25 protein-coding genes are annotated in these 22,539 nt (G+C 58.8%); 20 read left to right on the top strand and 5 right to left on the bottom strand.

Going from position 1 to position 22,539, the window contains the following annotated elements; translation table 11 throughout:
• The first annotated feature begins 102 nt into the window (after window positions 1–102).
• The 5 genes from SPHFLASMR4Y_RS06250 to SPHFLASMR4Y_RS06230 all read left to right on the top strand — a co-directional run bounded on the left by SPHFLASMR4Y_RS06250 (window position 103) and on the right by SPHFLASMR4Y_RS06230 (window position 5,247).
• Window positions 103–2,040: a potassium transporter Kup gene (locus tag SPHFLASMR4Y_RS06250; RefSeq protein ID WP_089132792.1), complete on the top strand. Its 1,938-nt coding sequence runs from the start codon at window positions 103–105 to the stop codon at window positions 2,038–2,040.
• A 236-nt stretch (window positions 2,041–2,276) separates the two neighbouring features.
• Window positions 2,277–2,729, top strand: a complete 453-nt coding sequence (gene rpiB / locus SPHFLASMR4Y_RS06245) for a ribose 5-phosphate isomerase B (RefSeq protein ID WP_089132791.1) — start codon at window positions 2,277–2,279, stop codon at window positions 2,727–2,729.
• Entirely contained in the window at window positions 2,726–4,033 is a 1,308-nt protein-coding gene (gene glyA / locus SPHFLASMR4Y_RS06240) for a serine hydroxymethyltransferase (protein WP_089132790.1), read from the top strand. The genes rpiB and glyA overlap by 4 nt, the downstream gene beginning before the upstream one ends.
• A gap of 15 nt (window positions 4,034–4,048) precedes the next feature.
• A complete protein-coding gene (gene nrdR, locus SPHFLASMR4Y_RS06235) occupies window positions 4,049–4,510 on the top strand; it encodes a transcriptional regulator NrdR (protein ID WP_089132789.1) in 462 nt (153 codons plus the stop codon).
• A complete protein-coding gene (locus SPHFLASMR4Y_RS06230; RefSeq protein WP_260807096.1) occupies window positions 4,507–5,247 on the top strand; it encodes an RNA methyltransferase in 741 nt (246 codons plus the stop codon). The genes nrdR and SPHFLASMR4Y_RS06230 overlap by 4 nt, the downstream gene beginning before the upstream one ends.
• A gap of 12 nt (window positions 5,248–5,259) precedes the next feature.
• Here SPHFLASMR4Y_RS06230 and SPHFLASMR4Y_RS06225 read toward each other — a convergent pair whose 3' ends face one another.
• Window positions 5,260–5,571, bottom strand: a complete 312-nt coding sequence (locus SPHFLASMR4Y_RS06225; protein ID WP_089132787.1) for a chorismate mutase — start codon at window positions 5,569–5,571, stop codon at window positions 5,260–5,262.
• A gap of 116 nt (window positions 5,572–5,687) precedes the next feature.
• Here SPHFLASMR4Y_RS06225 and SPHFLASMR4Y_RS06220 point away from each other — a divergent pair, with 116 nt between their 5' ends.
• The 8 genes from SPHFLASMR4Y_RS06220 (at window position 5,688) to SPHFLASMR4Y_RS06185 (ending at window position 13,606) form a co-directional block, all read left to right on the top strand.
• Window positions 5,688–5,927: a hypothetical protein gene (locus SPHFLASMR4Y_RS06220; RefSeq protein WP_089132786.1), complete on the top strand. Its 240-nt coding sequence runs from the start codon at window positions 5,688–5,690 to the stop codon at window positions 5,925–5,927.
• 191 nt (window positions 5,928–6,118) lie between these two features.
• A complete protein-coding gene (rpsD, locus tag SPHFLASMR4Y_RS06215; RefSeq protein WP_089132785.1) occupies window positions 6,119–6,733 on the top strand; it encodes a 30S ribosomal protein S4 in 615 nt (204 codons plus the stop codon).
• A gap of 178 nt (window positions 6,734–6,911) precedes the next feature.
• The gene (locus tag SPHFLASMR4Y_RS06210) at window positions 6,912–8,591 is read left to right on the top strand and encodes a M28 family metallopeptidase (RefSeq protein WP_260807095.1); all 1,680 of its coding nucleotides are present in this window, start codon (window positions 6,912–6,914) and stop codon (window positions 8,589–8,591) included.
• 15 nt (window positions 8,592–8,606) lie between these two features.
• Window positions 8,607–9,590: an agmatine deiminase family protein gene (locus tag SPHFLASMR4Y_RS06205; protein WP_089132784.1), complete on the top strand. Its 984-nt coding sequence runs from the start codon at window positions 8,607–8,609 to the stop codon at window positions 9,588–9,590.
• A gap of 78 nt (window positions 9,591–9,668) precedes the next feature.
• A complete protein-coding gene (locus tag SPHFLASMR4Y_RS06200; RefSeq protein ID WP_089132783.1) occupies window positions 9,669–11,189 on the top strand; it encodes an FMN-binding glutamate synthase family protein in 1,521 nt (506 codons plus the stop codon).
• A gap of 75 nt (window positions 11,190–11,264) precedes the next feature.
• Complete coding sequence (locus tag SPHFLASMR4Y_RS06195) at window positions 11,265–12,116, top strand: class I SAM-dependent methyltransferase (RefSeq protein ID WP_089132782.1); 852 nt, start codon at window positions 11,265–11,267, stop codon at window positions 12,114–12,116.
• Between the two features lie 18 nt (window positions 12,117–12,134).
• Window positions 12,135–12,983 carry an N-carbamoylputrescine amidase gene (gene aguB / locus SPHFLASMR4Y_RS06190; RefSeq protein ID WP_089132781.1) on the top strand — a complete coding sequence of 283 codons (849 nt, stop codon included), beginning with the start codon at window positions 12,135–12,137 and terminating at the stop codon, window positions 12,981–12,983.
• 2 nt (window positions 12,984–12,985) lie between these two features.
• Window positions 12,986–13,606: a L,D-transpeptidase family protein gene (locus SPHFLASMR4Y_RS06185; RefSeq protein WP_089132780.1), complete on the top strand. Its 621-nt coding sequence runs from the start codon at window positions 12,986–12,988 to the stop codon at window positions 13,604–13,606.
• On the opposite strand, the gene SPHFLASMR4Y_RS06180 is transcribed toward SPHFLASMR4Y_RS06185, so the two are convergent.
• Together SPHFLASMR4Y_RS06180 and SPHFLASMR4Y_RS06175 are read right to left on the bottom strand one after the other, a co-directional pair.
• Entirely contained in the window at window positions 13,600–14,274 is a 675-nt protein-coding gene (locus tag SPHFLASMR4Y_RS06180) for a uracil-DNA glycosylase (protein ID WP_089132779.1), read from the bottom strand. The genes SPHFLASMR4Y_RS06185 and SPHFLASMR4Y_RS06180 overlap by 7 nt on opposite strands.
• Window positions 14,275–14,314: 40 nt before the next feature.
• The gene (locus tag SPHFLASMR4Y_RS06175; protein ID WP_089132778.1) at window positions 14,315–14,686 is read right to left on the bottom strand and encodes a DUF3597 domain-containing protein; all 372 of its coding nucleotides are present in this window, start codon (window positions 14,684–14,686) and stop codon (window positions 14,315–14,317) included.
• Between the two features lie 249 nt (window positions 14,687–14,935).
• Here SPHFLASMR4Y_RS06175 and SPHFLASMR4Y_RS06170 point away from each other — a divergent pair, with 249 nt between their 5' ends.
• Both SPHFLASMR4Y_RS06170 and SPHFLASMR4Y_RS06165 read left to right on the top strand, forming a co-directional pair.
• Entirely contained in the window at window positions 14,936–15,520 is a 585-nt protein-coding gene (locus tag SPHFLASMR4Y_RS06170; protein WP_089132777.1) for a DUF937 domain-containing protein, read from the top strand.
• Between the two features lie 29 nt (window positions 15,521–15,549).
• The gene (locus SPHFLASMR4Y_RS06165) at window positions 15,550–15,930 is read left to right on the top strand and encodes a hypothetical protein (protein WP_089132776.1); all 381 of its coding nucleotides are present in this window, start codon (window positions 15,550–15,552) and stop codon (window positions 15,928–15,930) included.
• Here SPHFLASMR4Y_RS06165 and SPHFLASMR4Y_RS06160 read toward each other — a convergent pair.
• Window positions 15,920–16,399 carry an NfeD family protein gene (locus SPHFLASMR4Y_RS06160; RefSeq protein ID WP_089132775.1) on the bottom strand — a complete coding sequence of 160 codons (480 nt, stop codon included), beginning with the start codon at window positions 16,397–16,399 and terminating at the stop codon, window positions 15,920–15,922. The two genes, SPHFLASMR4Y_RS06165 and SPHFLASMR4Y_RS06160, sit on opposite strands and share 11 nt — an antisense overlap.
• A 26-nt stretch (window positions 16,400–16,425) precedes the next feature.
• Window positions 16,426–17,394 carry an SPFH domain-containing protein gene (locus SPHFLASMR4Y_RS06155; RefSeq protein WP_089134718.1) on the bottom strand — a complete coding sequence of 323 codons (969 nt, stop codon included), beginning with the start codon at window positions 17,392–17,394 and terminating at the stop codon, window positions 16,426–16,428.
• Window positions 17,395–17,493: 99 nt separating this feature from the next.
• Here SPHFLASMR4Y_RS06155 and SPHFLASMR4Y_RS06150 point away from each other — a divergent pair, with 99 nt between their 5' ends.
• From SPHFLASMR4Y_RS06150 to SPHFLASMR4Y_RS06130, 5 genes are all read left to right on the top strand, one after another.
• The gene (locus SPHFLASMR4Y_RS06150; RefSeq protein ID WP_089132774.1) at window positions 17,494–18,996 is read left to right on the top strand and encodes a M28 family peptidase; all 1,503 of its coding nucleotides are present in this window, start codon (window positions 17,494–17,496) and stop codon (window positions 18,994–18,996) included.
• 50 nt (window positions 18,997–19,046) lie between these two features.
• The gene (gene guaB, locus SPHFLASMR4Y_RS06145) at window positions 19,047–20,525 is read left to right on the top strand and encodes an IMP dehydrogenase (protein WP_089132773.1); all 1,479 of its coding nucleotides are present in this window, start codon (window positions 19,047–19,049) and stop codon (window positions 20,523–20,525) included.
• A gap of 18 nt (window positions 20,526–20,543) precedes the next feature.
• Window positions 20,544–20,753 carry a hypothetical protein gene (locus SPHFLASMR4Y_RS06140; RefSeq protein WP_089132772.1) on the top strand — a complete coding sequence of 70 codons (210 nt, stop codon included), beginning with the start codon at window positions 20,544–20,546 and terminating at the stop codon, window positions 20,751–20,753.
• Window positions 20,750–21,928 carry an RsmB/NOP family class I SAM-dependent RNA methyltransferase gene (locus SPHFLASMR4Y_RS06135; protein WP_089132771.1) on the top strand — a complete coding sequence of 393 codons (1,179 nt, stop codon included), beginning with the start codon at window positions 20,750–20,752 and terminating at the stop codon, window positions 21,926–21,928. Before SPHFLASMR4Y_RS06140 ends, SPHFLASMR4Y_RS06135 begins: the two co-directional genes overlap by 4 nt.
• 69 nt (window positions 21,929–21,997) lie before the next feature.
• The gene (locus tag SPHFLASMR4Y_RS06130; protein WP_089134717.1) at window positions 21,998–22,528 is read left to right on the top strand and encodes a tetratricopeptide repeat protein; all 531 of its coding nucleotides are present in this window, start codon (window positions 21,998–22,000) and stop codon (window positions 22,526–22,528) included.
• The last annotated feature ends 11 nt before the right edge of the window (window positions 22,529–22,539 follow it).

The following is a 22,539-nucleotide window of genomic DNA, read 5'->3' as shown; positions in this document are numbered from 1 at the left end:
ACCTGCTAAATGCTGGTGCTAAGCGCTCGCGCTTGCTGAAAACAATGTCAGTAAACAGACTGTTGTGTCCATTTTGAACGGGGAAGCCTAACCGGCCCACCAATGTCCGCAGAAGCAACCGAAAATCCAGACGCCCCGAACACGGTGCAAACCCATGGTTCGCCCCAGCGCAATTCAGCGATTGCCAAGCTTGCGGCCGGTGCGATCGGCATTGTGTTCGGAGATATCGGCACCAGTCCGCTCTATGCTTTCCGGGAAACATTTGTCGGTGCCCATCCGCTCGAGCTGGATCGTATCCATGTGCTGGGTGTCGTCAGCCTGATATTCTGGTCAATGACCCTGGTGGTGACGATTCAATATGTCAGCATCACGATGCGTGCGGATAACAAGGGGCAGGGCGGCAGTCTTGCTCTGGTTGCGCTGATTTCCGGCGCCATGCGACGATCAAAATTCGGCTGGCTGGCGATCTTGCTCGGCGTTTTCGCGACCGCGTTATTTTACGGCGACAGCATGATCACGCCGGCTATTTCGGTCCTGTCGGCGGTCGAGGGACTGACCGTGGTACAGCCGGGCCTTGGCCATCTGGTCATTCCGATCGCGCTGACGCTGCTGATCTTCCTGTTCCTGTTACAATCCCGGGGCACAGCAAAAATCGGAGCATTGTTCGCGCCGGTGATGTTCGTCTATTTCACCGTGATCGGAACTTTGGGGATCATCCAGATTATCGGGCATCCCTCGATCCTCATGGCGTTCAATCCCTGGTATGCAATCCAGTTTTTCATAACCGACGGTATCAAGGCCTTTCTGGCGCTGGGTTCGGTGGTGCTGGCGGTAACCGGTTCCGAAGCACTGTTCGCCGACATGGGCCATTTTGGCAAGAAACCGATGCGCGTCGCATGGTATGGCTTCGTCATGCCGGCATTGCTGTGCAATTATTTCGGTCAGGGCGCGATGATCCTCTCGCTCGACGCTGCCGGAGCTGCGGCGGCGATCCAGAGCCCCTTCTTCATCATGGCGCCGGAAGTGCTCCGCCTGCCGCTCGTCATCCTCGCGACCATGGCAACATTCATCGCCAGCCAGGCCGTGATCTCGGGGTCCTTCTCGGTGACCCATCAGGCGATCCAGCTCGGTTTCATCCCCCGCCTGACGATCAAGCATACCAGCGCATCGGAAGCCGGGCAGATTTACATTCCCTTCGTCAACTGGGCGATCATGATCGCGGTGATCCTGCTGGTATTGACCTTCCAGAGCTCGAGCAATCTGGCTTCGGCTTATGGCATTGCGGTCACCGGCGCGATGTTCATCGATACCTGCCTGCTGGCCATCGTGATGATCGTCCTTTGGAAATGGAAATTGTGGTTCACCATTCCGTTGCTGGCGGTCTTCTTCATCGTCGATGGTGCCTATTTCGCAGCCAATCTGACCAAGGTTCCGGACGGTGGCTGGTTCCCGCTGGCTGTCGGCGGAGTCGCCTTCATCATTCTGACGACCTGGGCCAAAGGCCGCCAGATCATGCGGAAAAATATGGCAGAAGCGGCCATGCCGATCGAGATATTCACCAAGTCCGCTGCCAACAGCGCGACGCGGGTGCCGGGCACGGCGATATTCATGGCGTCCTCGTCCGCAGGCGTGCCATCGGCGCTGCTCCACAATATCAAGCATAACAAGGTGATCCACGAGCGGGTGGTGATCCTGACCGTCAACATCAAGGATGTGCCTACCGTTGCGGCTCACAAGCGCTGCGAGGTGAAGGATCTCGGTCATGGTTTCTACCGGCTGATCCTGCATTTCGGTTTCATGCAGGAAACTGATGTTCCAGAGGCGCTGAAACAGGTGAAGGGGTGCGGCATGGAGTTCGACATGATGACCACCAGCTTCTTCCTGTCCCGTCAGACCTTGCTGCCTTCGAAGAAGCCTGAGATGATGATCTGGCGTGAGAAACTCTTCGCCTGGCTGCTGCGCAACGCGGCGACCGCGATGGAGTTTTTCAAACTGCCCAGCAACCGGGTGGTGGAACTGGGCAGCCAGATGGAAATCTGACCGGCGGATAGACTGGTATCCTGATGCTATTTCAGAACGTTATCGGACGTGATTAAGGCCGCTTATGTTTTTCTACCGGCAAGGGACCCCGGCCTTCGCCGGGCTTGATCCCAGCCCGCGCCGGGACACGCCGCTTCGTCACGCTTCGCATGACGCGGCGCGTCAAATATTTGGTGGCCTATCGGGGAAGTCTCTACTAAATAGCGGCCATTCGATTCTAACAACAGGAACAGTTCATGCGCGTCGCCATTGCCTCCGATCACGCCGCCCTCGATTTGAAGGCTATGCTGGTGGATTGGTTGCAGGAAGCAGGGCACGAAGTCAGCGATCTCGGACCGATGACCGCCGACAGCGTGGATTATCCCGACTATGGCTATAAGCTGGCCGATGAAGTGGCTTCCGGCCGTGTCGAGCGCGGCGTGGCGCTGTGCGGTTCGGGTATCGGCATTTCGATGGCGGTCAACCGCAATCCGGCCTGCCGCTGCGCCCTGGTCTCCGAAGGCCTGTCGGCGAAACTGGCGCGGGAACATAATGATGCCAATGTCATCGCCATGGGCGCGCGGCTGGTCGGCATCGAAATCGCGAAAGACTGTCTCGACATCTTTCTGAAAACCCCATTTGGCGGCGACCGGCACCAGCGCCGGGTCGATAAATTGTCTGCCCCCCAAGTTGAAGGAACAAGCGCATGAGCAACGTTGCAGATATACAGGATATCCGCCAGACCGGATTTTTCGATTTCTCGGTCGATGAAAGCGATCCGGCGGTTGCCGGTGCGATCAACTCCGAACTGGCGCGCCAGCAGAACCAGATAGAGCTGATCGCGTCGGAGAATATCGTTTCCAAGGCCGTGCTGCAGGCGCAGGGGTCGGTCTTCACCAACAAATATGCCGAGGGCTATCCCGGCCGCCGCTATTATCAGGGCTGCGCGCCGTCTGATGATGTAGAGACGCTGGCGATCGAACGTGCCAAGCAATTGTTTGATTGCGGTTATGCCAATGTCCAGCCGCATTCGGGAGCACAGGCCAATGGTGCGGTGATGCTGGCGCTGGTCAAGCCGGGCGACACCATTCTTGGCATGTCGCTCGATGCCGGCGGCCATCTGACCCATGGCGCGAAACCGGCGCAATCGGGCAAATGGTTCAACGCCATCCAATATGGCGTCAATGACGATGATCACCTGATCAACTATGAAGAAGTCGAGGCGCTGGCCAAGGAGCATCAGCCGAAGCTGATCATCGCCGGTGGTTCTGCCTATCCGCGCGAGATTGATTTCGCCAAGTTCCGTGCGATTGCCGACGCTGTTGGTGCGATCTTCATGGTCGATATGGCGCATTTCGCCGGTCTGGTGGCCGCCGGGCTGCACCCCAGCCCGCTGGATCACGCCCATGTTGTCACCACCACCACGCACAAGACCCTGCGTGGGCCACGCGGCGGCATGATATTGACCAATGACGAAGCCATTGCCAAGAAGATCAATTCTGCTGTATTTCCGGGTCTGCAGGGCGGCCCCCTGATGCACGTGATTGCGGCCAAGGCGGTTGCCTTTGGCGAGGCGCTGCGTCCGGAATTCAAAAGCTATTGTGCGGCTGTCATTGAAAATGCAAAAGTGCTTGCGGCGACGCTCAAGGAACGCGGCGCCGATGTGGTCGCCGGTGGCACCGACACCCATCTCGCGCTGATCGATCTGTCGCCGCTTGGGATCACCGGGCGCGATGCCGACGAAGCGCTGGAACGGGCCGGGATTACCTGCAACAAGAACAGCATTCCCAATGATCCGCAGCCGCCGATGAAGACCAGCGGCATTCGCGTGGGATCGCCTGCCGGGACCACCCGCGGCTTCGGTCCGGCGGAATTCCGGCTGATCGGGGACATGGTCGCCGATGTGCTCGACGGCCTGCGCGAAAAAGGGGAGAGCGGTGATCCGGCTGTGGAAGCCGATGTTCGTGAACGGGTGCAGGAGCTTTGCGACCGTTTCCCGATCTATCAGGATTGATCGGAAAGCCAGACCATGCGTTGCCCCTTTTGTGCCCATGACGACAGTCAGGTAAAAGACAGCCGTCCGACCGAGGACAATACGACGATCCGGCGGCGGCGGCAGTGCGAGAGCTGTGGCGCGCGCTTCACGACCTTCGAACGGGTGCAGCTGCGAGAAATCACGGTGGTCAAGAGCGAAGACCGCAAGGAGCCCTTCGACCGGTCGAAGATCGATCTGTCGGTGGCGCTGGCCTGTCGCAAGCGTGGTCTGGCACAGGAGCAAATGGATCAGCTGGTCTCCGGGATCCAGCGCCAGCTGGAAACCAGCGGTGAAACCGAGATCCCTTCGCAGAGGATTGGCGAGATGGTGATGGAAGGTCTCAAGACGCTCGACAGTGTGGCCTATATCCGCTTCGCCTCGGTCTACAAGGATTTTACCGAAGCCAAGGATTTCAAGGAATTTGCCGGCAGCGTGAAAGACGTCGGCGGCGCGTGAGCAACCAGCCCGCCATCATATTGGTAAACCCTCAGCTCGGTCAGAATATCGGCAAGGCTGCGCGTGCGATGCTGAATTTCGGGCTGACCGAAATGCGTATCGTCAAGCCGCGCGACGGCTGGCCCAATCCCGATGCTGGGCCGGCGGCGTCCGGCGCGGACCAGATTTTGGAAGAGGCACAGGTTTTCGAGACCACGGCCGAAGCCGTCGCCGATTGTGCCCATGTCTATGCCACCACCGTGCGGAAACGCGGCATGACCAAGCCAGTGCTGGCACCGTGGGAAGCGGCGGAAGATATGGCGCAGGCCAGCGGCAAATGCGCGATTCTTTTCGGGCCGGAGCGCTCCGGTCTCGAAGTGTCCGATGTCGAGCGGGCGCGCAAGATCATCACCGTGCCGATCAATCCCGAGTTCGGATCGCTGAATCTGGCGCAGGCGGTCATTCTCGTGGCCTATGAAATATCGAAAATGGACAGCAGCGCCCATGTCCAGCCGACGCTGGACAAGAAAAAGGCCGAACCGGCACCGCAAAAGGAGCTGGATATGTTCTACGAACATCTCGAGAGGGCGCTCGACAAGAACGGCTATTTTTATCCGCCGGAGCGCGCTGTGGCGACGAAAGTCACGCTTCGCAACATGCTGACCAAGCCGGCATGGACCAATGAGGAGGTGAAGACATGGCGTGGGATCGTCTCGTCGCTCGAACGCCCGCCGCGCAAGGACAAGGCCGAAACTTAGCCACCGGAACCGCTATTTGCGGCGCTGGTCCCATTTCTGCATTTCATAGCTGATCGACGTTTCGACCAGCATTTCCCAGATCGCCGCCATGGTTGGTGCGGGTATCGCCGCCTTTTGCGACAGGCTTTTTACATTGGCCAGGACTTCCGCCTTGCGCTTTTCGTCGCGAACCGCACCCCGATCCTGCTTGATTCGCGCTGCTGCATCCATGCACGCAAAACGGAGCCGGAAAAGTTCAATCAACTCCGTATCGAGTTGATCAACGGCTTCCCGCAATTGCGTCATATTGTCGATTTGATCAATGGATGCAGTGGTGATGTTCATGGCAGGGGCGATAATTTACTATGACCACAATGTCGAGCAGGAAGGCCGTTTGAAGTAGCTTTTGCGCGCGCACCTAGCTATATTTGGCCCAACATTCATATTTTTCTGGAGTAATCATGTTTACACTATTCTTGTCATTGGCCTTGGCGGCCGATGCTTCGGCAGCCGCGAGCGCTGACCAGTCTGCAAAAGAGGACAAGGTTCTCTGTCGTTCCGAGGCTGTTCTTGGATCGAAGATTCCCGAGCGTATCTGTCGTACAAAGCGGCAATGGAAGCAGTATGAAGAAGAAAATGCTCGTCAGCTGGAGAACCGGTCCAGCTACAGCCGCGGCACGCAGAACCGTAACGATCCCTGACAGGCTTTTGGGTCGGCCCAGACTTTTCCGGACTCTATCCTGAATCATGCGCCTTGACAGATTTGAAGAAATCTGTTCAAGGCGCCACAGCAATTGGCCTCGCACCCCGGTGAAGCGGCGGCCGCATCAAAACTTATGTTCTGATGGTGCGTTCCGGGAAGACTATAAACAGCAAATTAGGAGTCATTCAGATGACCAAACGTACCAGTTCCAAATATAAGCTCGATCGCCGCATGGGCGAGAATATCTGGGGCCGTCCCAAATCACCCGTCAATCGCCGTGATTATGGTCCGGGCCAGCACGGCCAGCGCCGCAAGGGCAAGCTGTCCGACTTCGGTATCCAGCTGCGCGCCAAGCAGAAGCTGAAAGGCTATTATGGCGATGTGACGGAAAAGCAGTTCCGCCGCGCCTATAAAGAAGCCGCAGCAATGAAAGGCGATACCAGCCAGAACCTGATCGGTCTGCTCGAGCAGCGTCTCGACATGGTTGTCTATCGCGCGAAATTTGCTCCGACCATCTTTGCCGCCCGTCAGCTTGTCAGCCACGGCCATATCCGCGTGAACGGCGTTAAATGTAATGTTGCATCGCGCAAGGTTGTACCCGGCGACGAGATTGCGCTGAGTGACAAGGCAAAAGAAATGCTGCTGGTTATCGAAGCACAGAGCCTGGCAGAGCGTGATATTCCGGAATATGTGAACCCGGAAGGCACCGACAAAGTGACCTATGTCCGCGTTCCTACGTTGGACGAGGTGCCTTACCCGGTGACCATGGAACCCAATCTGGTTGTCGAATTCTATTCGCGCTGATTGTTTTCACAACAGATTCAAAAAAAGGCGGCTTTCAACAGCCGCCTTTTTTATGTCGGGCATTTGGGTGCGCCGACAGAGGGGCGCCGGACGCCCTCAAGGCTCCTTGCCTTGCCGAATATCGTCTGCCATTGAGTGCGGGAGGATTTTCGGTAATGAAGATTTCAGAAGGAAAAGCATGATGTTGAAACGGTCTCTCTGGGCGCTGCTGGCGCCGTCGCTGGTACTGGCCGGCTGCACGAAGATTGAAGAGGGCGATAGCGTAGCAGCAATCCCGGAAATCGCGGCGCCGGAATTGTCGGTGGAGACGATGAAATCGATCACCGAGCAGCTTTCTTCCGATGCTTTTGAAGGCCGGGCCCCCGGTACGCCGGGCGAGGAAAAGACGCTGGCGCTGCTGACCAGCAAATTCGAGGAAGCGGGCTTGTCGCCGGGCAATGGCGATAGCTGGTTTCAGGATGTGCCGCTGGTTTCCATTGAAGCCAAGAATGTGTCCTCCTTGACGGTCACCGGCGGGACCGAGGATTTCAGTTTTGCCTACGGCCCAGAGATGGTGATCACCAGCTATCAGGAACAGCCGAAAATTGCCGTTACAGGCAGCGACATGGTCTTTGTCGGTTATGGCGTGAACGCGCCGGAGCGCGGCTGGAACGACTATGAAGGCGTCGATGTCAAAGGCAAGACCGTCGTCATCTTGGTCAATGACCCGGATTTCGGTACCGACAGCCTGGAGGGCGATTTTGGTGGCCGGGCAATGACCTATTACGGCCGCTGGACCTATAAATATGAGGAAGCGGCCCGCCAGGGCGCGGCTGCGGCGCTGATCATTCACGACACCGAACCCGCTGCCTATGGCTGGAACGTGGTCGAATCGAGCTGGAGCGGACCGCAATTCTACGCACAGTCGGCCAATGGCGGGGCCGACCAGACGAAGATCAACGGCTGGATCCAGAAAGATGTCGCGGCGAAGATTTTTGCCGCTGCCGGTCAGGATCTCGAAGCGCAGATGAAAGCTGCCAAGCAGAAGGGCTTCAAGGCGGTCGATCTCGGGTTGAAAGCATCGGCTTCGTTTGAAAATACCATAAGCAAGGCGAACAGCAAGAATGTGCTCGGTATCTTGAAAGGCAAGACCCGTCCCGATGAATATGTGCTTTACACCGCGCATTGGGACCATCTTGGTCGCTGCAAACCGGCGCCCGATGGCGATGATATCTGCAACGGCGCCGTCGACAATGCGACCGGCACTGCTGCTCTGGTGGCTCTGGCCGAAGCGCATGTGAAAGCTGGCGCGCCGGATCGCAGCATCATCTTCCTAGCTGTAACAGCCGAGGAATCAGGGCTCTTGGGTTCCAAATATTATGCGCAAAATCCGGTCTATCCGCTCAGCCAGACGGTTGGCGGGGTGAATATGGATGCGTTCGGCATGGCCGGACCGGCGAAGAATGTGATTGTCGTCGGGAAAAGCAAATCGGAACTGGACCGCTATCTCGAAGCGGCGCTGACCGGGGATGGCCGGGTGGCCGAAGCCGAGCCGACGCCGGAGAAAGGCTATTATTATCGCTCCGATCATTTCAGCTTCGCCAAGCTTGGCGTGCCGATGATCTATTTCGAAGGCGGCGAGGATCTGGTCGACGGTGGCCGGGAAGCCGGGGAAGCCATTTCGAAAGATTATACGGAAAACCGTTATCATGGTCCGAAGGATGAATATGATCCGAACTGGAACTGGGACGGCGTGATGGGCGACCTGAAGGTCTATTATACCGTCGCGCGGATGCTGGCGATGACCGAGGACTGGCCGAACTGGAATGAGGGCGACGAATTCCGCGCGACGCGGGACAAGAGCCGCACCGGTAACTGACGGCGGACGCCACGCATGACAAGATGGCCCGCAGAGTGGGAGCCGCATCAGGCGGTCTGGATCGGCTTTCCCGGTGATCCGGCGGAATGGCCGCTGGGCAGGGATGCCGCGCAGCAGGAAGTGGCTGCCTTTGCCGATGCCGTCGCTGCCGCGGGCGCTGGCGAGAAAGTCGTCCTGGTGTGCCGCGATGCTGCCGATGCGGAGATCGCGCGTGGTCTGGTGCAGGCCCCTGTCGACATAGTGGTCGAGCCTTTCGGAGATGTCTGGCTGCGTGATACGGCAGCGATTTTTGTCACGGGTTCCGACGGTCTTGCCGGCCGCAATTTCGGTTTCAATGGCTGGGGCGGCAAATTTGAAATGGCGGGTGATCAGGATATCGCGGCGCGGCTGGCGCAGCGCTTCCATCTGCCGGTCAGCGATCAGGGCTGGATATTGGAAGGCGGCGCGATCGATGGCGATGGTGCGGGGAGCCTGATAACCACAGAACAATGCGTGCTCAATGCCAATCGCAATGCCGATCTGACCAGGGAGCAGGTGGCGGAGCGCTTGCGCACAGCTCTGGCGGTGGAGGATATCTGCTGGCTGGGAGACGGGCTGATCGCCGATCACACCGATGGCCATGTCGACAATCTCGCCCGCTTTGTCGCGCCCGGCACGGTGGTGATTCCCGAGGCCGACAGTGCCGATGATCCGAACAAGGCGATTTTCGAGGATGCGGCCGAATATGCCCGATTATCGGGTCTTGCGGTGGTCCGCTTGCCCTCGGTCGGCAGATACGAGGTGGATGGCGATATTGCGCCTGCCAGTTATATGAATTTCTATATCGGCAATGAAGTGGTGGCGGTGCCGCAATATGGGGCCGGAAATGACGCCAAGGCGGTCGAACAGATTGCGGCGCTGTTCCCTGACCGCGAGGTCATAGGACTGTCCAGTCGGGCGCTGCTGCGCGGCGGCGGCAGTTTTCACTGCATCTCGCAGCAGATCCCGCAGCCAGCGTAACGCGAAGCGAAATTTGCGCGAACCCTTGTCGGGAGGGCGCAAGATGCTAGTCTCGGGCGCTTAGCGAAAGGGTGTTTGATGACCGACGGCATATTGGGCGTATTGAGCGCGCTGACCTATATTTTCGTCCTTCTGCTCGGGCTGGGACTGGCCGCTATGGTCGTCATGTTCATCATCGACGTCAACCAGAAGCAGGATGCGGTGCGCCGCAACTATCCGGTTATTGGCCGGTTCCGGCATATATTCTCTGAACTCGGCGAGTTCTTCCGGCAATATTTCTTCGCCATGGACCGCGAGGAAATGCCGTTCAACCGGGCCGAGCGGGAATGGGTCGAGCGGGCGGGCAAGGGACTGGACAATACGATTGCCTTCGGATCGACGAAAAGTCTTGATCCACCGGGCACGGCGATTTTCGTCAACGTTCCGTTTCCTACGCTGGAAAGCGATGCGGCGGAAACCACGACCTGCACGATCGGGCCGTATTCGCGACATCCGTACGAGACCAGATCCTTCTTCAATATTTCCGCAATGAGTTTTGGAGCCTTGTCGGTGCCCGCGGTCCAGGCCTTGTCGCATGGCGCGAAGCTGGCCGGATGTTGGCTGAACACCGGGGAGGGTGGTCTTTCGCCCTTCCATCTCGAAGGAGGGTGCGACATCGTCTTCCAGATCGGCACTGCGAAATATGGTGTGCGCGATACCGACGGCAGTCTGAGCGACGAGAAGCTGCGGGCGGTGGCGGCGCACGAGCAGGTCAGAATGTTCGAGATCAAATTGTCACAAGGGGCCAAACCGGGCAAGGGCGGAATATTGCCCGGCGAAAAAGTGAACCGGATGATAGCGGAAATCCGTGGCATCACCGAGGGGCAGCCGAGCATCTCGCCCAATCGTCATCCCGAAGTGAACAGCGTCGATGATCTGCTCGACTTCATCCATCATGTCCGGGATGTAACCGGCAAGCCGACCGGGATCAAGGCGGTGGTTGGCGCCTATGGCTGGCTGGAAGACTTGTGCGAGGCGATCCACAGGCGCGGGATAGAAAGCGCGCCGGATTTCTTCACGCTGGACGGTGGCGACGGCGGCACCGGTGCTGCCCCGATGCCGCTGATGGACAATGTCGGTTTGCAGCTGAAGGAAAGCCTGCCGATGCTGTCCGATATTTTTCACCGCTATGGGTTGCGCGACCGGATAAAGATTATTGCTTCGGGCAAGCGGATTACGCCGTCAAGCGCGGCATGGGCGATTTGTGCCGGCGCCGACTTCGTCAATACTGCGCGGGGTTTCATGTTCTCGCTCGGCTGTATCCAGTCGCTGAAATGCAACATGAACACCTGTCCGACCGGAGTGACCACGCATAACCCCCGGCTGCAGCGGGGTCTCGATCCGCAGGACAAGAAGGTGAAAGTGGCCAATTACTGCAAAAATATCGTGCACGAGGTCGAGGTGATTGCGCATAGCTGTGGCGTCGATGAACCACGCAAACTGAGCCGGAAACATGTCCGGATCGTGCAGGATACCGGAAAGTCCGTGCCTTATGATGAACTATATCCGCGGCCCGAGATCTTGCCGCAATATAGGGCATCTATGGAAAAGGCCCGTTAATATATATTGAGTCCTGACCGGCCTCGCGTAGGATTGGAGGCCGGAAAATATCGGAAATCTGAGAGGAATGACAAAATGAAGACATTACTGATGGCAAGCGCGGCGCTGGCGATGCTGGGCGCCACTGCTCCGGCTACCGCCAATGATCACGGGAAAGAGAGCACCGCCATGACGGATGCAAGCCTGCAGGCGGTTCTGGATCATGAGCGGCGCGCGGACGACAAGGCCCGTGATGTCTATCGGCACCCGGCCGAGACGCTCGCTTTTTTTGGCGTCACACCGGATCAGACGGTCGCGGAATATGCGCCGGGCGGCGGCTGGTACACGAAAATCCTCGCGCCCTATCTGGCCGAAAAAGGGCAGTATATCGGAGTGAATTTTGATCCGGCCCCGCTTCCTTTTCCGGAAGATCGCAAGACTGCAATGGCCAAATGGGGGGCTGAATTCCCGACCAAAGTTGCCGAGATGACCGGGCTTCCGGCAGACAAATTCAAGGGCCTGACCACGGGCGAAATTAGCGATGAACTGGCGGGCAGCGTCGATTTTGTCTTGATCCCGCGGATGATGCACAATCTGATGCGCTGGAATGTCGCCGACAGCGAGATCAAGGCGCTGCGCAGATTGCTGAAAGAGGATGGCACGATCGGCATCGTCCAGCACCGGGCCAAGGATGATGCTCCGTTCAGCTATGCCGACGGCGGTCGCGGTTATCTCCGGACCGATACGGTTGTGAATTTCATGGAAGCCCATGGCTTTGAACTGGTCAAGCAGTCCGAGGTGAACGCCAATCCAAAGGATAGCGCGGATTACCCCAAAGGCGTCTGGACCTTGCCGCCGCGCTTTGCCGAGGGTGATGCCGACAAAGCGAAATATGAAGCGATCGGCGAATCCGACCGGATGACATTATTGTTTAAGAAGCTTCCCTAAACCGCTATCAGGGCCGCTATGACCAATATAAGCGTAGCGGCCCTGCAGCTGCCCCTGGGCGGCGACAAACAGACGAATATCTTTGCCGTCAGTGGCCTTGTCGCCGAAGCGGCGGAACAGGGCGCGCAAATCATCCTGCCGCCGGAACTGTTTGCCGGCCCCTATTTCTGCAAGACCGAGGAAGAAGCGCTGTTTGGCCTAGCCCAGCCGCTGAGCGAAAGCACGCCGGTGCTGGCGATGCAGAAGCTCGCCAAGCAATATGGCGTCGCCATTCCGGCGAGTTTTTTCGAACGCGACGGTCAGCATTATTATAATAGCCTCGCGATGATCGATCCCGACGGGGAGATCATGGGGGTCTATCGCAAGAGCCATATTCCCGACGGTCCCGGCTATGAGGAGAAATTTTATTTCCGCCCCGGCAATACGGGATTCAAGGTCTGGGACGTGTTCGGTACGCGGATCGGCGTCGGTATCTGCTGGGACCAATGGTATCCGGAAACCGCGCGGGCGATGGCGCTGATGGGTGCGGAAATTCTATTCTATCCCACGGCAATCGGCTCAGAACCCTATGACGCCGACCTCGACACCAGCCGCATGTGGCGACGGGCGATGCAGGGCCATGCGGTAAGCAACTGTATGCCGGTGGTGGCCAGCAACCGCATCGGTTTGGAAGACGACCAGGCGTTTTACGGCCACAGTTTCATCACCAATGAATGGGGCGATCTGGTGGCTGAATATGGCTCGCAGGAGACAGGCGTGCTGACGGCATCGCTTGATCTCGAACAGGCCCGCAAGCACCGCGCCGGCATGGGGTTTTTCCGGGACCGCCGACCGGAGCTTTATGGGCGGCTGGCCGAGGATATATAGGCATGCGCGTCCGGATTTGGCTTCATGGTCTGGTTGCTGCCTTCATTCTTGCCATGACCGCCATATCTGCGCCGTCCTTCGGCCAGAGTGATTTTATCATCGAATATGAGTCAGGGAGTTCAGCGACTTCTCCACGCACTGCCGCGCCGCAGGAACCGCGCTCGCCATTCGCGGTGGAGCATTATATCGAACTCGACCGGCCGCTCGATTTTGGCGAGCATTTCTGGGACGAAAGCTTTGCCCGAGCGAGTGGAGCGCGCGGGTCGGCGCAGATCGTCGTCGATCTGGAGGCGGAGCAGCTCTACGTCTATCGCGCGGGTATCGAGATTGCCCGCACCAGGATCACCCGCGGCTGGGAGGAATATGACACGCCCACCGGCGTTTTTCCGATCCTCGAAAAAGACGCGGACCATTATAGCAGTACTTATGACAATGCTCCGATGCCTTATAATTTGCGGCTTACCTGGAAGGGGGTCGCGATCCATGGCGCGGAGGTCGACAGTGTCTCGGCAACCCACGGTTGCATCGGAGTGCCACTGGAATTTGCGCGCAAGCTGTTTGCCAATGTCCGCAAGGGCGACAAGGTGCTGGTGACGCGGAATTGGCGACCGGAGGTTTATTGATCGGGCCGTCTATCGATGGCCAGATCAAAAATATCGTCAAACATCGCCACGGTCAACCGTCCGGTATTCAGATTATAGCGGCTGCAGTGATAGCTATCGATAAGAACACGGCTACCGGAGAGAGAATGCTTTGCGCCATGGGCGAACTTGTGGTCCGCCAGTCTCAGGCCCTCCATCCGAATGATGCTGTCATGGGCGATTTTGCCCAGCGCCACTAGGACCCGCAGCCGGGGCAGGGCGCGGATGGGTTTTTTGAGATAGTCCCGGCAATTGTTGATTTCCGCCCCGGTCGGTTTGTTTTCCGGCGGCAGGCATTTGACCGCGTTGAGGATGATGGCGCCGTTGAGTGAGATACCGTCGGAGGGATCATTGGCGAATTCGCCGTCCACAAAATCATATTTGGTGAGGGTGGCGAACAGCGTTTCGCCCGAGGCGTCCCCGGTAAAGGGCCTGCCGGTGCGGTTCGCGCCCTCGGTGCCCGGCGCGAGGCCTACAATGGCCAGCCATGCCTCGGGATCGCCAAAGGCGGGGACGGGCGCGTTCCACCAGTCCGGATGTTTCTTGCGCAGGCTTTTGCGCAGGCCGACCAGACGCGGACAGCGGCGGCAGCCTCTTGGCGCTTCCGCAGCGGGAAGAGGGGCAAAAGCAAGGGGGCCATGATCGCTCACAGCCCCCGCCTAGATTCAAACGGACATGTCGTCCAGATGGTTAGTCTTTGAGATCGGCCGGAACGATACCGCCGGCGGCCGCAATCTTGTTCATGACCTGCTTGTGCAGCAGGATATTGTCCTCGGCCGACCCGCTATAGTCGCTGTTGCCGAGTTCCTGCGCGAGTTCCTTGCGGTTGCCATAGCTGGCGTCAATCTGGACCAGCTTCATCAGGTCGACGATCGAGGTGCGCCAGTTGAGCTTGTCCGACCCCGGAATATTGTCGAGCCGCGAGGCCACGTCGACTTCGCTGATCGCTGCCCGCTCGGCCGGAGCGGCTGCGGCGGGTTTGGCCGCCGTTTTGGCTTCGGGTTCTGCTGCCTTGGCTTCACCGCCAAAGATCGCGTTCTTGATTTTTCCGAAAATACTCATGTCATGCTCCTCTATACTTCTGGGGGGACTCCGAATTGATCTATTATGTGGCCACACCCTTGCTATTCGTTTCGGAGCAAGTGGTTGTCCTGTCAATTGTCCTTCGTCTCTTCGCACGCATATATGCCACTAATCCCCTGTAAATACTCGTAACACCGCGCTTTAGGCGGTTTCTGGCCCAAAACTGTGCTAGGGACTTAGCAAGCAAAGAATCAGAGCGTGCCGATGTGGCGGATGAGGAGATTGACGATGAATATCATGGATGCGTTGCAACAGTCGGGCGGCATCGGAACAATGGCCAAGGAATTGGGTATCAATGAAAGCGTTGCCGAGGCTGGCGCTGCGGCATTGTTGCCCGCCATATTGGGTGGTTTCAAGAAAACGACACAGGCCCAGCCAAGCGGTCTGGACGGTCTCGGCGGGTTGCTCGGCCAGCTTGGCGGCGGCGGCTTGCTCGATAGCGTGCTCGGCACGGAGCCGACCCCGGTGAGCAAGGGCAATGAAGTGCTCGGCCAGATTTTCGGTTCCAAGGAAGTCAGCCGCACCGTTGCCGCAGGGGCGGAGCAACAGACCGGGATCAGCAGCGACCTGCTGAAGAAAATGCTGCCGGTCGTGGCGATGATGGTCGCCGGCTATATGGCCAAGCAAAGCGGCGGTGGTGCTGGTGGAACCAGCAATGGTGGCGGTCTTGGTGGACTGATCGGCGGTTTGCTGGGCGGCGGCAATAATGCGTCTTCGGGGGGAATGGGTGGCATCGGTTCGCTGCTCGACCTGAACGGGGACGGCAATCCGCTGGATGATATTATCGGAATGGCCGGCAAGCTGGTCCGCTAGAGTTCGCTTGATCTGGAAGGGGAAACACGATGAACATGCTCGACAAAGTAATGGCAATGCTGCCTGAAAATTTCAGCATTGACGAAATCGCCGAGAAGGCCGGAATGACGGCGGACGAAGCCAAAAGGGGCGGTGAGGCACTATTCGCGAAATTGCGCGACGACGGCACCGACAAGATGGCTGCAATCAAGGAAGCCGCGGCCGAGGCCGGCGTCGATCCCGAGAAGCTCAAAGGACTGTTGCCCGCCATGGCGGAGAAAGCCGGTCTGGATGGCGAGGGCAGCCTGATAGACAAGCTGGGCGGTGAAGACGGGCTGCTCGGTAAAATGACCGGTTTTCTGGACCGGGACGGCGATGGCAATCCGATCAATGATCTCACCGATATGGCGAAGGGGTTCTTCAGGAAATAGGCTTGGTGTCCTGTTGAACGGGACTCTCCAGTGCTTCCAGCCGCAGGACCCCACCTTCTACCGCGGCAATCCTGGCAACCGTGCCCTTTTTAAGGTCCGGGCCTGTTGCCGGCCATACGCCATCGGCCACTTTTGCGCGCCCGCTGGTTGCTGAAACCGCCTCGACTATAGTCACGGTTTTGCCGACCAGCTGCGCCGAGCGATTGTTGAGCAGCGGATTTTCGCTCTCGACCTTATGCGTCAGGTACCAGCGCCGTCCTCCGAGCACAGCGGCGACGGTGGCAAGGCCGAATACCGTGAGCTGACCGGCAAAAGTCATGTCGATGAAAAGCGACAGGACTCCAGTCACCGCCGCGGCCGCCGCCACCCAGATCAGGAAGACGCCGGGCACGAACAATTCGGCGAGTGCGAGCAAGGCGGCCAATCCCAGCCAGAGATATTCCGGGTTATTCAGTGTGATATCATCCATGGCTCATGCTCCGCCTGTTGCCGGTCTCACTGATCCTGATTGTCAAACGGGCCCTTGCGCCGGGGCGGGGGCGTGATGGCGTGCCCGTCTTCGCCCAGTGCCTCCTTGGCAAGCGCGCCGATGCCGCCGAGTGATCCGATCAGCTGGGTCGCCTCTACCGGGAATAATATGGTTTTTGCATTTGGCGAGGTGGCAAATTTTTCAACCGCCTTCACATAGTCCTGGGCGATAAAATAATTGATCGCCTGCGCGTTGCCCCCGGCTATGGCTTCGGACACCATCTGGGTCGCTTTTGCTTCGGCCTGGGCTTCCCGTTCGCGCGCTTCGGCATCGAGGAAGGCCGATTCCTTGCGGCCTTCTGCCTGCAGGATCTGACCCTGTTTCTCGCCTTCCGAGCGGAGGATTTCGGAGGCCCGGGCACCTTCTGCGTCGAGGATATTGGCGCGTTTCTCGCGCTCGGCCTTCATTTGCCGCGCCATCGCATTGACGATATCCTGCGGCGGACGGATGTCCTTGATCTCGACACGGGTGATCTTGATCCCCCAGGGCGTTGTGGCATCGTCGATCACGGTCAGCAGCCGTGCGTTGATTTCGTCCCGTTTTGACAAGGTCTCGTCGAGATCCATCGAGCCCATGACCGTGCGCAGATTGGTGGTGACGAGATTGAGGATCGCGTTGTACAGATCATTGACTTCATAGGCGGCCTTGGCCGCTTCGAGTACCTGGAAGAATACCACGCCGTCGGTGGAGATCATCGCATTGTCCTTGGTGATGATTTCCTGTCCCGGAATGTCCAGCACCTGTTCCATCATGTTGACCTTGCGGCCGACCCGATAGAGAAATGCCGGATAGAAGTTGAACCCCGGCTGGGCGATTGTCGTGAACCGACCAAAATATTCGATCGTATAGTGATAGCCTTGCCGGACGATCTTGATACTTGCGAACAGATAGATGATGGTGACCAGCAGCACCAATAACAACAGTGAAACGTCCATTTCCATTCTCCTCCGCGAACCGTCGCATTATCATTGATTAATTGCTGGATATTGCCAAGGAAAAAGCGAATTTTTCAGGCTGATACCAGGGTTGTTTCTATGCGTTTTGTCGTTGTTCTGCTTTTTGCCGGCCTTGTCTTTACCGGAGCGGCCCGCGCGCAGCCGATAAACGAAGCCGATATGTTACGGCATATCGAGATACTGGCGGGGGATGGCTTCGAGGGGCGCGAGCCGGGCACGACGGGAGAAAACAAGACCGTCAATTATATCGCCAGCCAATGGTCGGCGGCGGGCCTGAAAGCGGCGGGAGAAAAGGGCTCCTGGTACGCGCCGGTGCCGCTTGTCGAGCGCACGCCGCAAAGCGATCGCCTCTATGTCGCCGATCGCCGTTCCCGAAAGACCGTGCGCGTGGCGCAGGATGAGATCATCCTGCGCAGCCGCGATGCGTCGTTTCGCAAACGGGATATGCCGCTGGCGTTCGCCGGCTACGCCGACACCGGTTCCGGGCGTGGCGGCGCTTCGGTCGCCGGGAAGCTGGTATTTTTGCCCCGCAACCCGCCAGAGGCCGACGCGGAACTGCCGGACTATCGCGACCGCAAGTTGCAGCTGATCCGTGAGGGTGCAGAGGGGGTGATCGGCATTGTCACAGACGAGGGGCTCTGGCCGAGATATTTCCGGGCATTCCAGCGCGGGACGACTGCTCTGGCTGATCCCGAAAACCACGCGCCGGTCGAAGGTTTGATCCGCTACGATCAGTTCAGGAAGCTGGTCCGGTCATCCGGGCTGGATGCCGAAACGCTGCTTTTCGAAAGCGGCAAGGTTGGCAGCCTGGAACTCGACCTGCGCGCAGATGCGGTGATCGAAACCGCTGTCCGCTTCTATATATCGCATAATGTCATCGGAAAGATCCCCGGCACCGATCCGGCGAACGGTGCTCTGTTGTTTCTGGGGCACTGGGACCATTTTGGCATTTGTCGGGCTGAAGAGCCGAAGGAGCCGGAGCGCGACCGGATTTGCAACGGCGCGGTCGACAATGCCAGTGGCATATCGCTGCTGATCGAAACGGCCAGGCGTTTGTCCGGCGAGCAGCGGGATCGCGATATCTATTTCCTTGCCACGACCGCCGAGGAGAAAGGTCTGTTGGGGGCCCGGGCCTTTGTCCGGAACCCGCCGGTCGCGCTCGAGAATTTCAAAGCCGTTTTCAATGCGGATACGATCGCCCTGTCTGACAATCGTACGAAAATTGCCGTAATCGGGCTGGGCGAAACCATATTGGACCGGGATATCGAGATTGTCGCAATGCAAGAAGGGCGCGAAATCGACCGCAGCGGCATGGCGGACGCCTATCTCGAACGGCAGGACGGCTACGTTTTTCTGGAACGTGGCATTCCTGCCTACATGATCACCAGTGCCTTTGCCGACGAAGAGCGGCTGACAGCCTTTATCAACGGGCCTTATCATGATGTTAGCGATGAAGTGAACGACAGCCTGTTGCTGGCGGGAGCGACTGCGGACGCCAATTTCCACGTCGCGCTGGGCCGTTATTTTGCCTCGACGGCGACATATCCGGGAAAAGCCTCTAGCGGCGAGCCGGATAACTGATTACATGGGCCGCCACAGAATCAAATTCACGACATCGGAAAGTGGCGATCATGAGCAGGTCAGGCAAGCATAAAGAAATTCGGTTGGGACTGACCTTTGACGATGTCCTGCTGCAGCCTGCGGCGTCCGAGATTGTGCCCAGCCAGGCAAATACCAAAACCCAGCTGTCCAAGCTTATCGGGCTGAATATCCCGATCCTGTCCTCCGCCATGGATACGGTGACCGAGTCGGATATGGCGATTGTCATGGCGCAGATGGGCGGAATCGGCGTGTTGCATCGCAATCTGACTGTGGAACAGCAAATCGCCGCAGTGCGGCAGGTTAAACGGTTTGAATCCGGCATGGTGGTCAATCCGATCACCATCTCGCCGGATGCCACATTGGCCGAAGCGCAGGCGACGATGGAGCAGAACCGGATTTCCGGCATTCCGGTGGTCGAAAAATCGGGCAAGCTGGTGGGCATATTGACCAACCGCGATGTCCGCTTTGCCGAAAACCCGAAACAGCCGGTTTCGGAATTGATGACAAAGGACAATCTGGCCACGGTTCCGGCGGGTGTCAGCCAGGAAGAGGCGCGGCGGACGCTGCACCAGCGGCGGATCGAGAAACTTCTCGTCGTCGACAATGATTATCGCTGCGTCGGGCTGATTACGGTCAAGGATATCGAGAAAGCCGTTACCTATCCCAATGCGACCAAGGACGAATCCGGCCGGCTGCGGGTCGCTGCGGCTTCGACCGTGGGCGAGAGCGGGATCGAGCGGACCCAGGCCCTGATCGAGGCGGAATGCGATCTGATCGTGATCGATACCGCGCACGGCCACAGCGCCATGGTTGCGCGGGCTGTCGAGGAAGTGAAAAAGCGGTCGAACGGAGCCCAGATCATCGCCGGCAATGTGGCGACGGCCGCGGCCACGCGCGCCCTGATCGATGCGGGCGCGGACGGCATCAAGGTTGGTATCGGACCCGGTTCGATCTGCACCACGCGGGTGGTTGCCGGTGTTGGTGTTCCGCAGCTGACCGCGATCATGGATTGTGCGGAAGAAGCGGAAAAGTCCGGTATTCCGGTGATCGCCGACGGCGGATTGCGGACTTCGGGCGATGTTGCCAAGGCGCTGGCCGCGGGCGCTTCGGCGGTGATGATCGGATCGTTGCTCGCCGGAACCGAAGAGGCTCCGGGCGAGACGTTCCTCTATCAGGGCCGGGCTTATAAAAGCTATCGCGGCATGGGATCGGTCGGCGCCATGGCGCGCGGATCGGCGGACCGCTATTTCCAGCAGGATATCAAGGACCAGATGAAACTGGTGCCGGAAGGCATCGAGGGGCAGGTGCCGTTCAAGGGGCCGGCGCGCGATGTCATCCATCAGCTGGTTGGCGGCGTGAAGGCGGCCATGGGTTATACCGGCTCGGCGACGCTTGAGGATTTGCGCGAACGGGCCGAATTTGTCCGGATCACCAATGCCGGTCTGCAGGAAAGCCATGTCCATGATGTCGCCATCACCCGGGAAGCACCCAATTATCCGACGCGGTAACGCCTTGGGCGGTCTCCTATGATCGAAGCCAAAATCGTCTTGCTGATGTTCATCTGGCCAGCGGGTCAGACGGACGACCGGCCATTGTGGATCAGCGATGCCTATCTGACGGTCGAGAGTTGCGAAGAGGATGCGGCGATACGGAAAGCCAGGGTCATCGCCAAATATGGGGCGGATAGCCGCACGGAATATTTCTGCATCCATCGCGATGATCGGCTCGATCCATGACCCCGTCGGCACGGCTGCAGGCCGCTATCGAGATGCTGGACTGGATTATCGCGGCGGCGCGCGATAACGGGGCTTCGGCAGATAATATCGCGAAGAAATTCTTCAAGGAACGGCGCTATGCCGGATCCGGCGACCGGCGGGCCATTCGCGAGTTGGTCTATAGCGCGATCCGGCGCTGGGGCGAGCGGCCGGAGAACGGCAGGCAGGCGATGCTCGGCCTGCTGGACGAGCGGCCCGAACTGCGGGAGCTCTTTACCGGCGCCAATTATGGGCCGGCAGCGATCGAAGTGGGTGAACCGGTTGCCAGCGGTCCACAGGTCCCGGCGTGGCTGACCGACCGGTTTGCCGGTCCGATCGACGAGATTGAGCGTAAAGCGCTGTTCGATCGCGCGCCGCTGCATATCCGGGTCCATGGTCAGCGTGCCAAGGACAGCGACGTCAAGGCGGCCTGGCCAGAGGCGGTCGCTCTGGCTCTCCCTCAGGCCTACGAACTTCCCACCGGCACCCAGCTTGAAGACAAGGCGCTGTATCGCGACGGTGCGGTGGAAATCCAGGATCTCGGCAGCCAGGCCATTGCCGTGGCGGGCGCTGCTGCGAAACCAACACTGGCGCTCGATCTGTGCGCGGGCGCGGGTGGGAAGACGCTGGCGCTGGCGGCCATGCTGCCAGCCGAGAGCAAGCTTGTTGCAGCGGATGCGGACCGCAGCCGGCTGAGCCGGATCGAACCGCGCAAACGGCGGACCGGCGCGCGGAATATCGAGACGATCCTGCTTGGCCCGGGCCGGGAAATGGAGTCGCTGGAACATCTGAAAGGCCGTTGCGATCTCGTCCTGGTCGACGCACCTTGCAGCGGAACGGGGACATGGCGGCGCAATCCGGAATTGCGTTGGCGGATGACGCCCAAGCGGCTCGACCATGTGACGGACTTGCAGCACAGGCTGATGGAACTGGGCAGCGAACTGGTGAAACCGGGCGGCCGCCTGGTCTATGCCGTCTGCTCTCTGCTTGATGCCGAGGGCGGTGACCAGACAGGCCGCTTCCTGGAAAGCCACCCGGAGTGGCGGGAATTATCGATTGATTTGCCGATTGGCCGTCCATATCGTAAAGGCATACTTCTTTCACCGCATCATGACGGAACAGATGGCTTTTATTTTACCTGTCTCGAAAAATTGTGATAGCAAAGCATGTTAAGCCAGCATGCAGATGAATCTGGCTATGGTCGCGAGACCCTATTGGAGCTGATTATGCGTTTTTCACCGGCGGTTGTCGCCTTGTCTCTCGTCCTTGCTACCGTTTCCAGCGCCAGTTTTGGCCAGTCCGCCGACGTCGACATCAAGCCGCGCTCGGTTGAATATATGCAGATGGGGGAGGCGGCGCAAAAGCGTGGTGAACTCGATCTGGCTGCCGATCTTTATGAAACATCTCTGGTTGTCGACCCCCGCAATGGCTCGGCTTTCATTGCTCTGGCGCAAATTGCCCGGGTGCAGGAACTGCCCGGCAAGGCGATCCGTCTCTATCGCGAAGCGCTGATACTTGACCCGAATAATCTTGACGCGCTGGCCGGTCAGGGCGAGGCGCTGATCCAGCGTGGCGCGTTGGAAAAGGCACGGGTCAATCTGTCGCGCATCGAAACGCTGTGCCGGTCGCGCTGTGCGCAGAATGACCGGCTGGCATCGGCGATCGAGACAGCCGAAAAGAAGCCGGTACTCTCGGCCGAAGCGGTGACGCCCAAGCCGCAAATCGGCGAGGAAGAGCCGGTCGCCGAGACTCCCTGAACCGGGCTCTC

This window comes from Sphingorhabdus sp. SMR4y (genome assembly GCF_002218195.1).
Lineage (GTDB): Bacteria > Pseudomonadota > Alphaproteobacteria > Sphingomonadales > Sphingomonadaceae > Parasphingorhabdus.
This window is presented reverse-complemented; position numbering and strand designations above follow the sequence as displayed.

What these genes read in the sequence shown, in the direction of transcription:
- SPHFLASMR4Y_RS06250 (WP_089132792.1), top strand. Translation starts at nt 103, where the DNA reads ATGTCCGCAGAAGCAACCGAAAATCCAGACGCCCCGAACACGGTGCAA.
- rpiB (WP_089132791.1), top strand. Translation starts at nt 2,277, where the DNA reads ATGCGCGTCGCCATTGCCTCCGATCACGCCGCCCTCGATTTGAAGGCT.
- glyA (WP_089132790.1), top strand. Translation starts at nt 2,726, where the DNA reads ATGAGCAACGTTGCAGATATACAGGATATCCGCCAGACCGGATTTTTC.
- nrdR (WP_089132789.1), top strand. Translation starts at nt 4,049, where the DNA reads ATGCGTTGCCCCTTTTGTGCCCATGACGACAGTCAGGTAAAAGACAGC.
- SPHFLASMR4Y_RS06225 (WP_089132787.1), bottom strand. Translation starts at nt 5,571, where the DNA reads ATGAACATCACCACTGCATCCATTGATCAAATCGACAATATGACGCAA.
- SPHFLASMR4Y_RS06220 (WP_089132786.1), top strand. Translation starts at nt 5,688, where the DNA reads ATGTTTACACTATTCTTGTCATTGGCCTTGGCGGCCGATGCTTCGGCA.
- rpsD (WP_089132785.1), top strand. Translation starts at nt 6,119, where the DNA reads ATGACCAAACGTACCAGTTCCAAATATAAGCTCGATCGCCGCATGGGC.
- SPHFLASMR4Y_RS06210 (WP_260807095.1), top strand. Translation starts at nt 6,912, where the DNA reads ATGATGTTGAAACGGTCTCTCTGGGCGCTGCTGGCGCCGTCGCTGGTA.
- SPHFLASMR4Y_RS06205 (WP_089132784.1), top strand. Translation starts at nt 8,607, where the DNA reads ATGACAAGATGGCCCGCAGAGTGGGAGCCGCATCAGGCGGTCTGGATC.
- SPHFLASMR4Y_RS06200 (WP_089132783.1), top strand. Translation starts at nt 9,669, where the DNA reads ATGACCGACGGCATATTGGGCGTATTGAGCGCGCTGACCTATATTTTC.
- SPHFLASMR4Y_RS06195 (WP_089132782.1), top strand. Translation starts at nt 11,265, where the DNA reads ATGAAGACATTACTGATGGCAAGCGCGGCGCTGGCGATGCTGGGCGCC.
- aguB (WP_089132781.1), top strand. Translation starts at nt 12,135, where the DNA reads ATGACCAATATAAGCGTAGCGGCCCTGCAGCTGCCCCTGGGCGGCGAC.
- SPHFLASMR4Y_RS06185 (WP_089132780.1), top strand. Translation starts at nt 12,986, where the DNA reads ATGCGCGTCCGGATTTGGCTTCATGGTCTGGTTGCTGCCTTCATTCTT.
- SPHFLASMR4Y_RS06175 (WP_089132778.1), bottom strand. Translation starts at nt 14,686, where the DNA reads ATGAGTATTTTCGGAAAAATCAAGAACGCGATCTTTGGCGGTGAAGCC.
- SPHFLASMR4Y_RS06170 (WP_089132777.1), top strand. Translation starts at nt 14,936, where the DNA reads ATGAATATCATGGATGCGTTGCAACAGTCGGGCGGCATCGGAACAATG.
- SPHFLASMR4Y_RS06165 (WP_089132776.1), top strand. Translation starts at nt 15,550, where the DNA reads ATGAACATGCTCGACAAAGTAATGGCAATGCTGCCTGAAAATTTCAGC.
- SPHFLASMR4Y_RS06160 (WP_089132775.1), bottom strand. Translation starts at nt 16,399, where the DNA reads ATGGATGATATCACACTGAATAACCCGGAATATCTCTGGCTGGGATTG.
- SPHFLASMR4Y_RS06155 (WP_089134718.1), bottom strand. Translation starts at nt 17,394, where the DNA reads ATGGACGTTTCACTGTTGTTATTGGTGCTGCTGGTCACCATCATCTAT.
- SPHFLASMR4Y_RS06150 (WP_089132774.1), top strand. Translation starts at nt 17,494, where the DNA reads ATGCGTTTTGTCGTTGTTCTGCTTTTTGCCGGCCTTGTCTTTACCGGA.
- guaB (WP_089132773.1), top strand. Translation starts at nt 19,047, where the DNA reads ATGAGCAGGTCAGGCAAGCATAAAGAAATTCGGTTGGGACTGACCTTT.
- SPHFLASMR4Y_RS06140 (WP_089132772.1), top strand. Translation starts at nt 20,544, where the DNA reads ATGATCGAAGCCAAAATCGTCTTGCTGATGTTCATCTGGCCAGCGGGT.
- SPHFLASMR4Y_RS06135 (WP_089132771.1), top strand. Translation starts at nt 20,750, where the DNA reads ATGACCCCGTCGGCACGGCTGCAGGCCGCTATCGAGATGCTGGACTGG.
- SPHFLASMR4Y_RS06130 (WP_089134717.1), top strand. Translation starts at nt 21,998, where the DNA reads ATGCGTTTTTCACCGGCGGTTGTCGCCTTGTCTCTCGTCCTTGCTACC.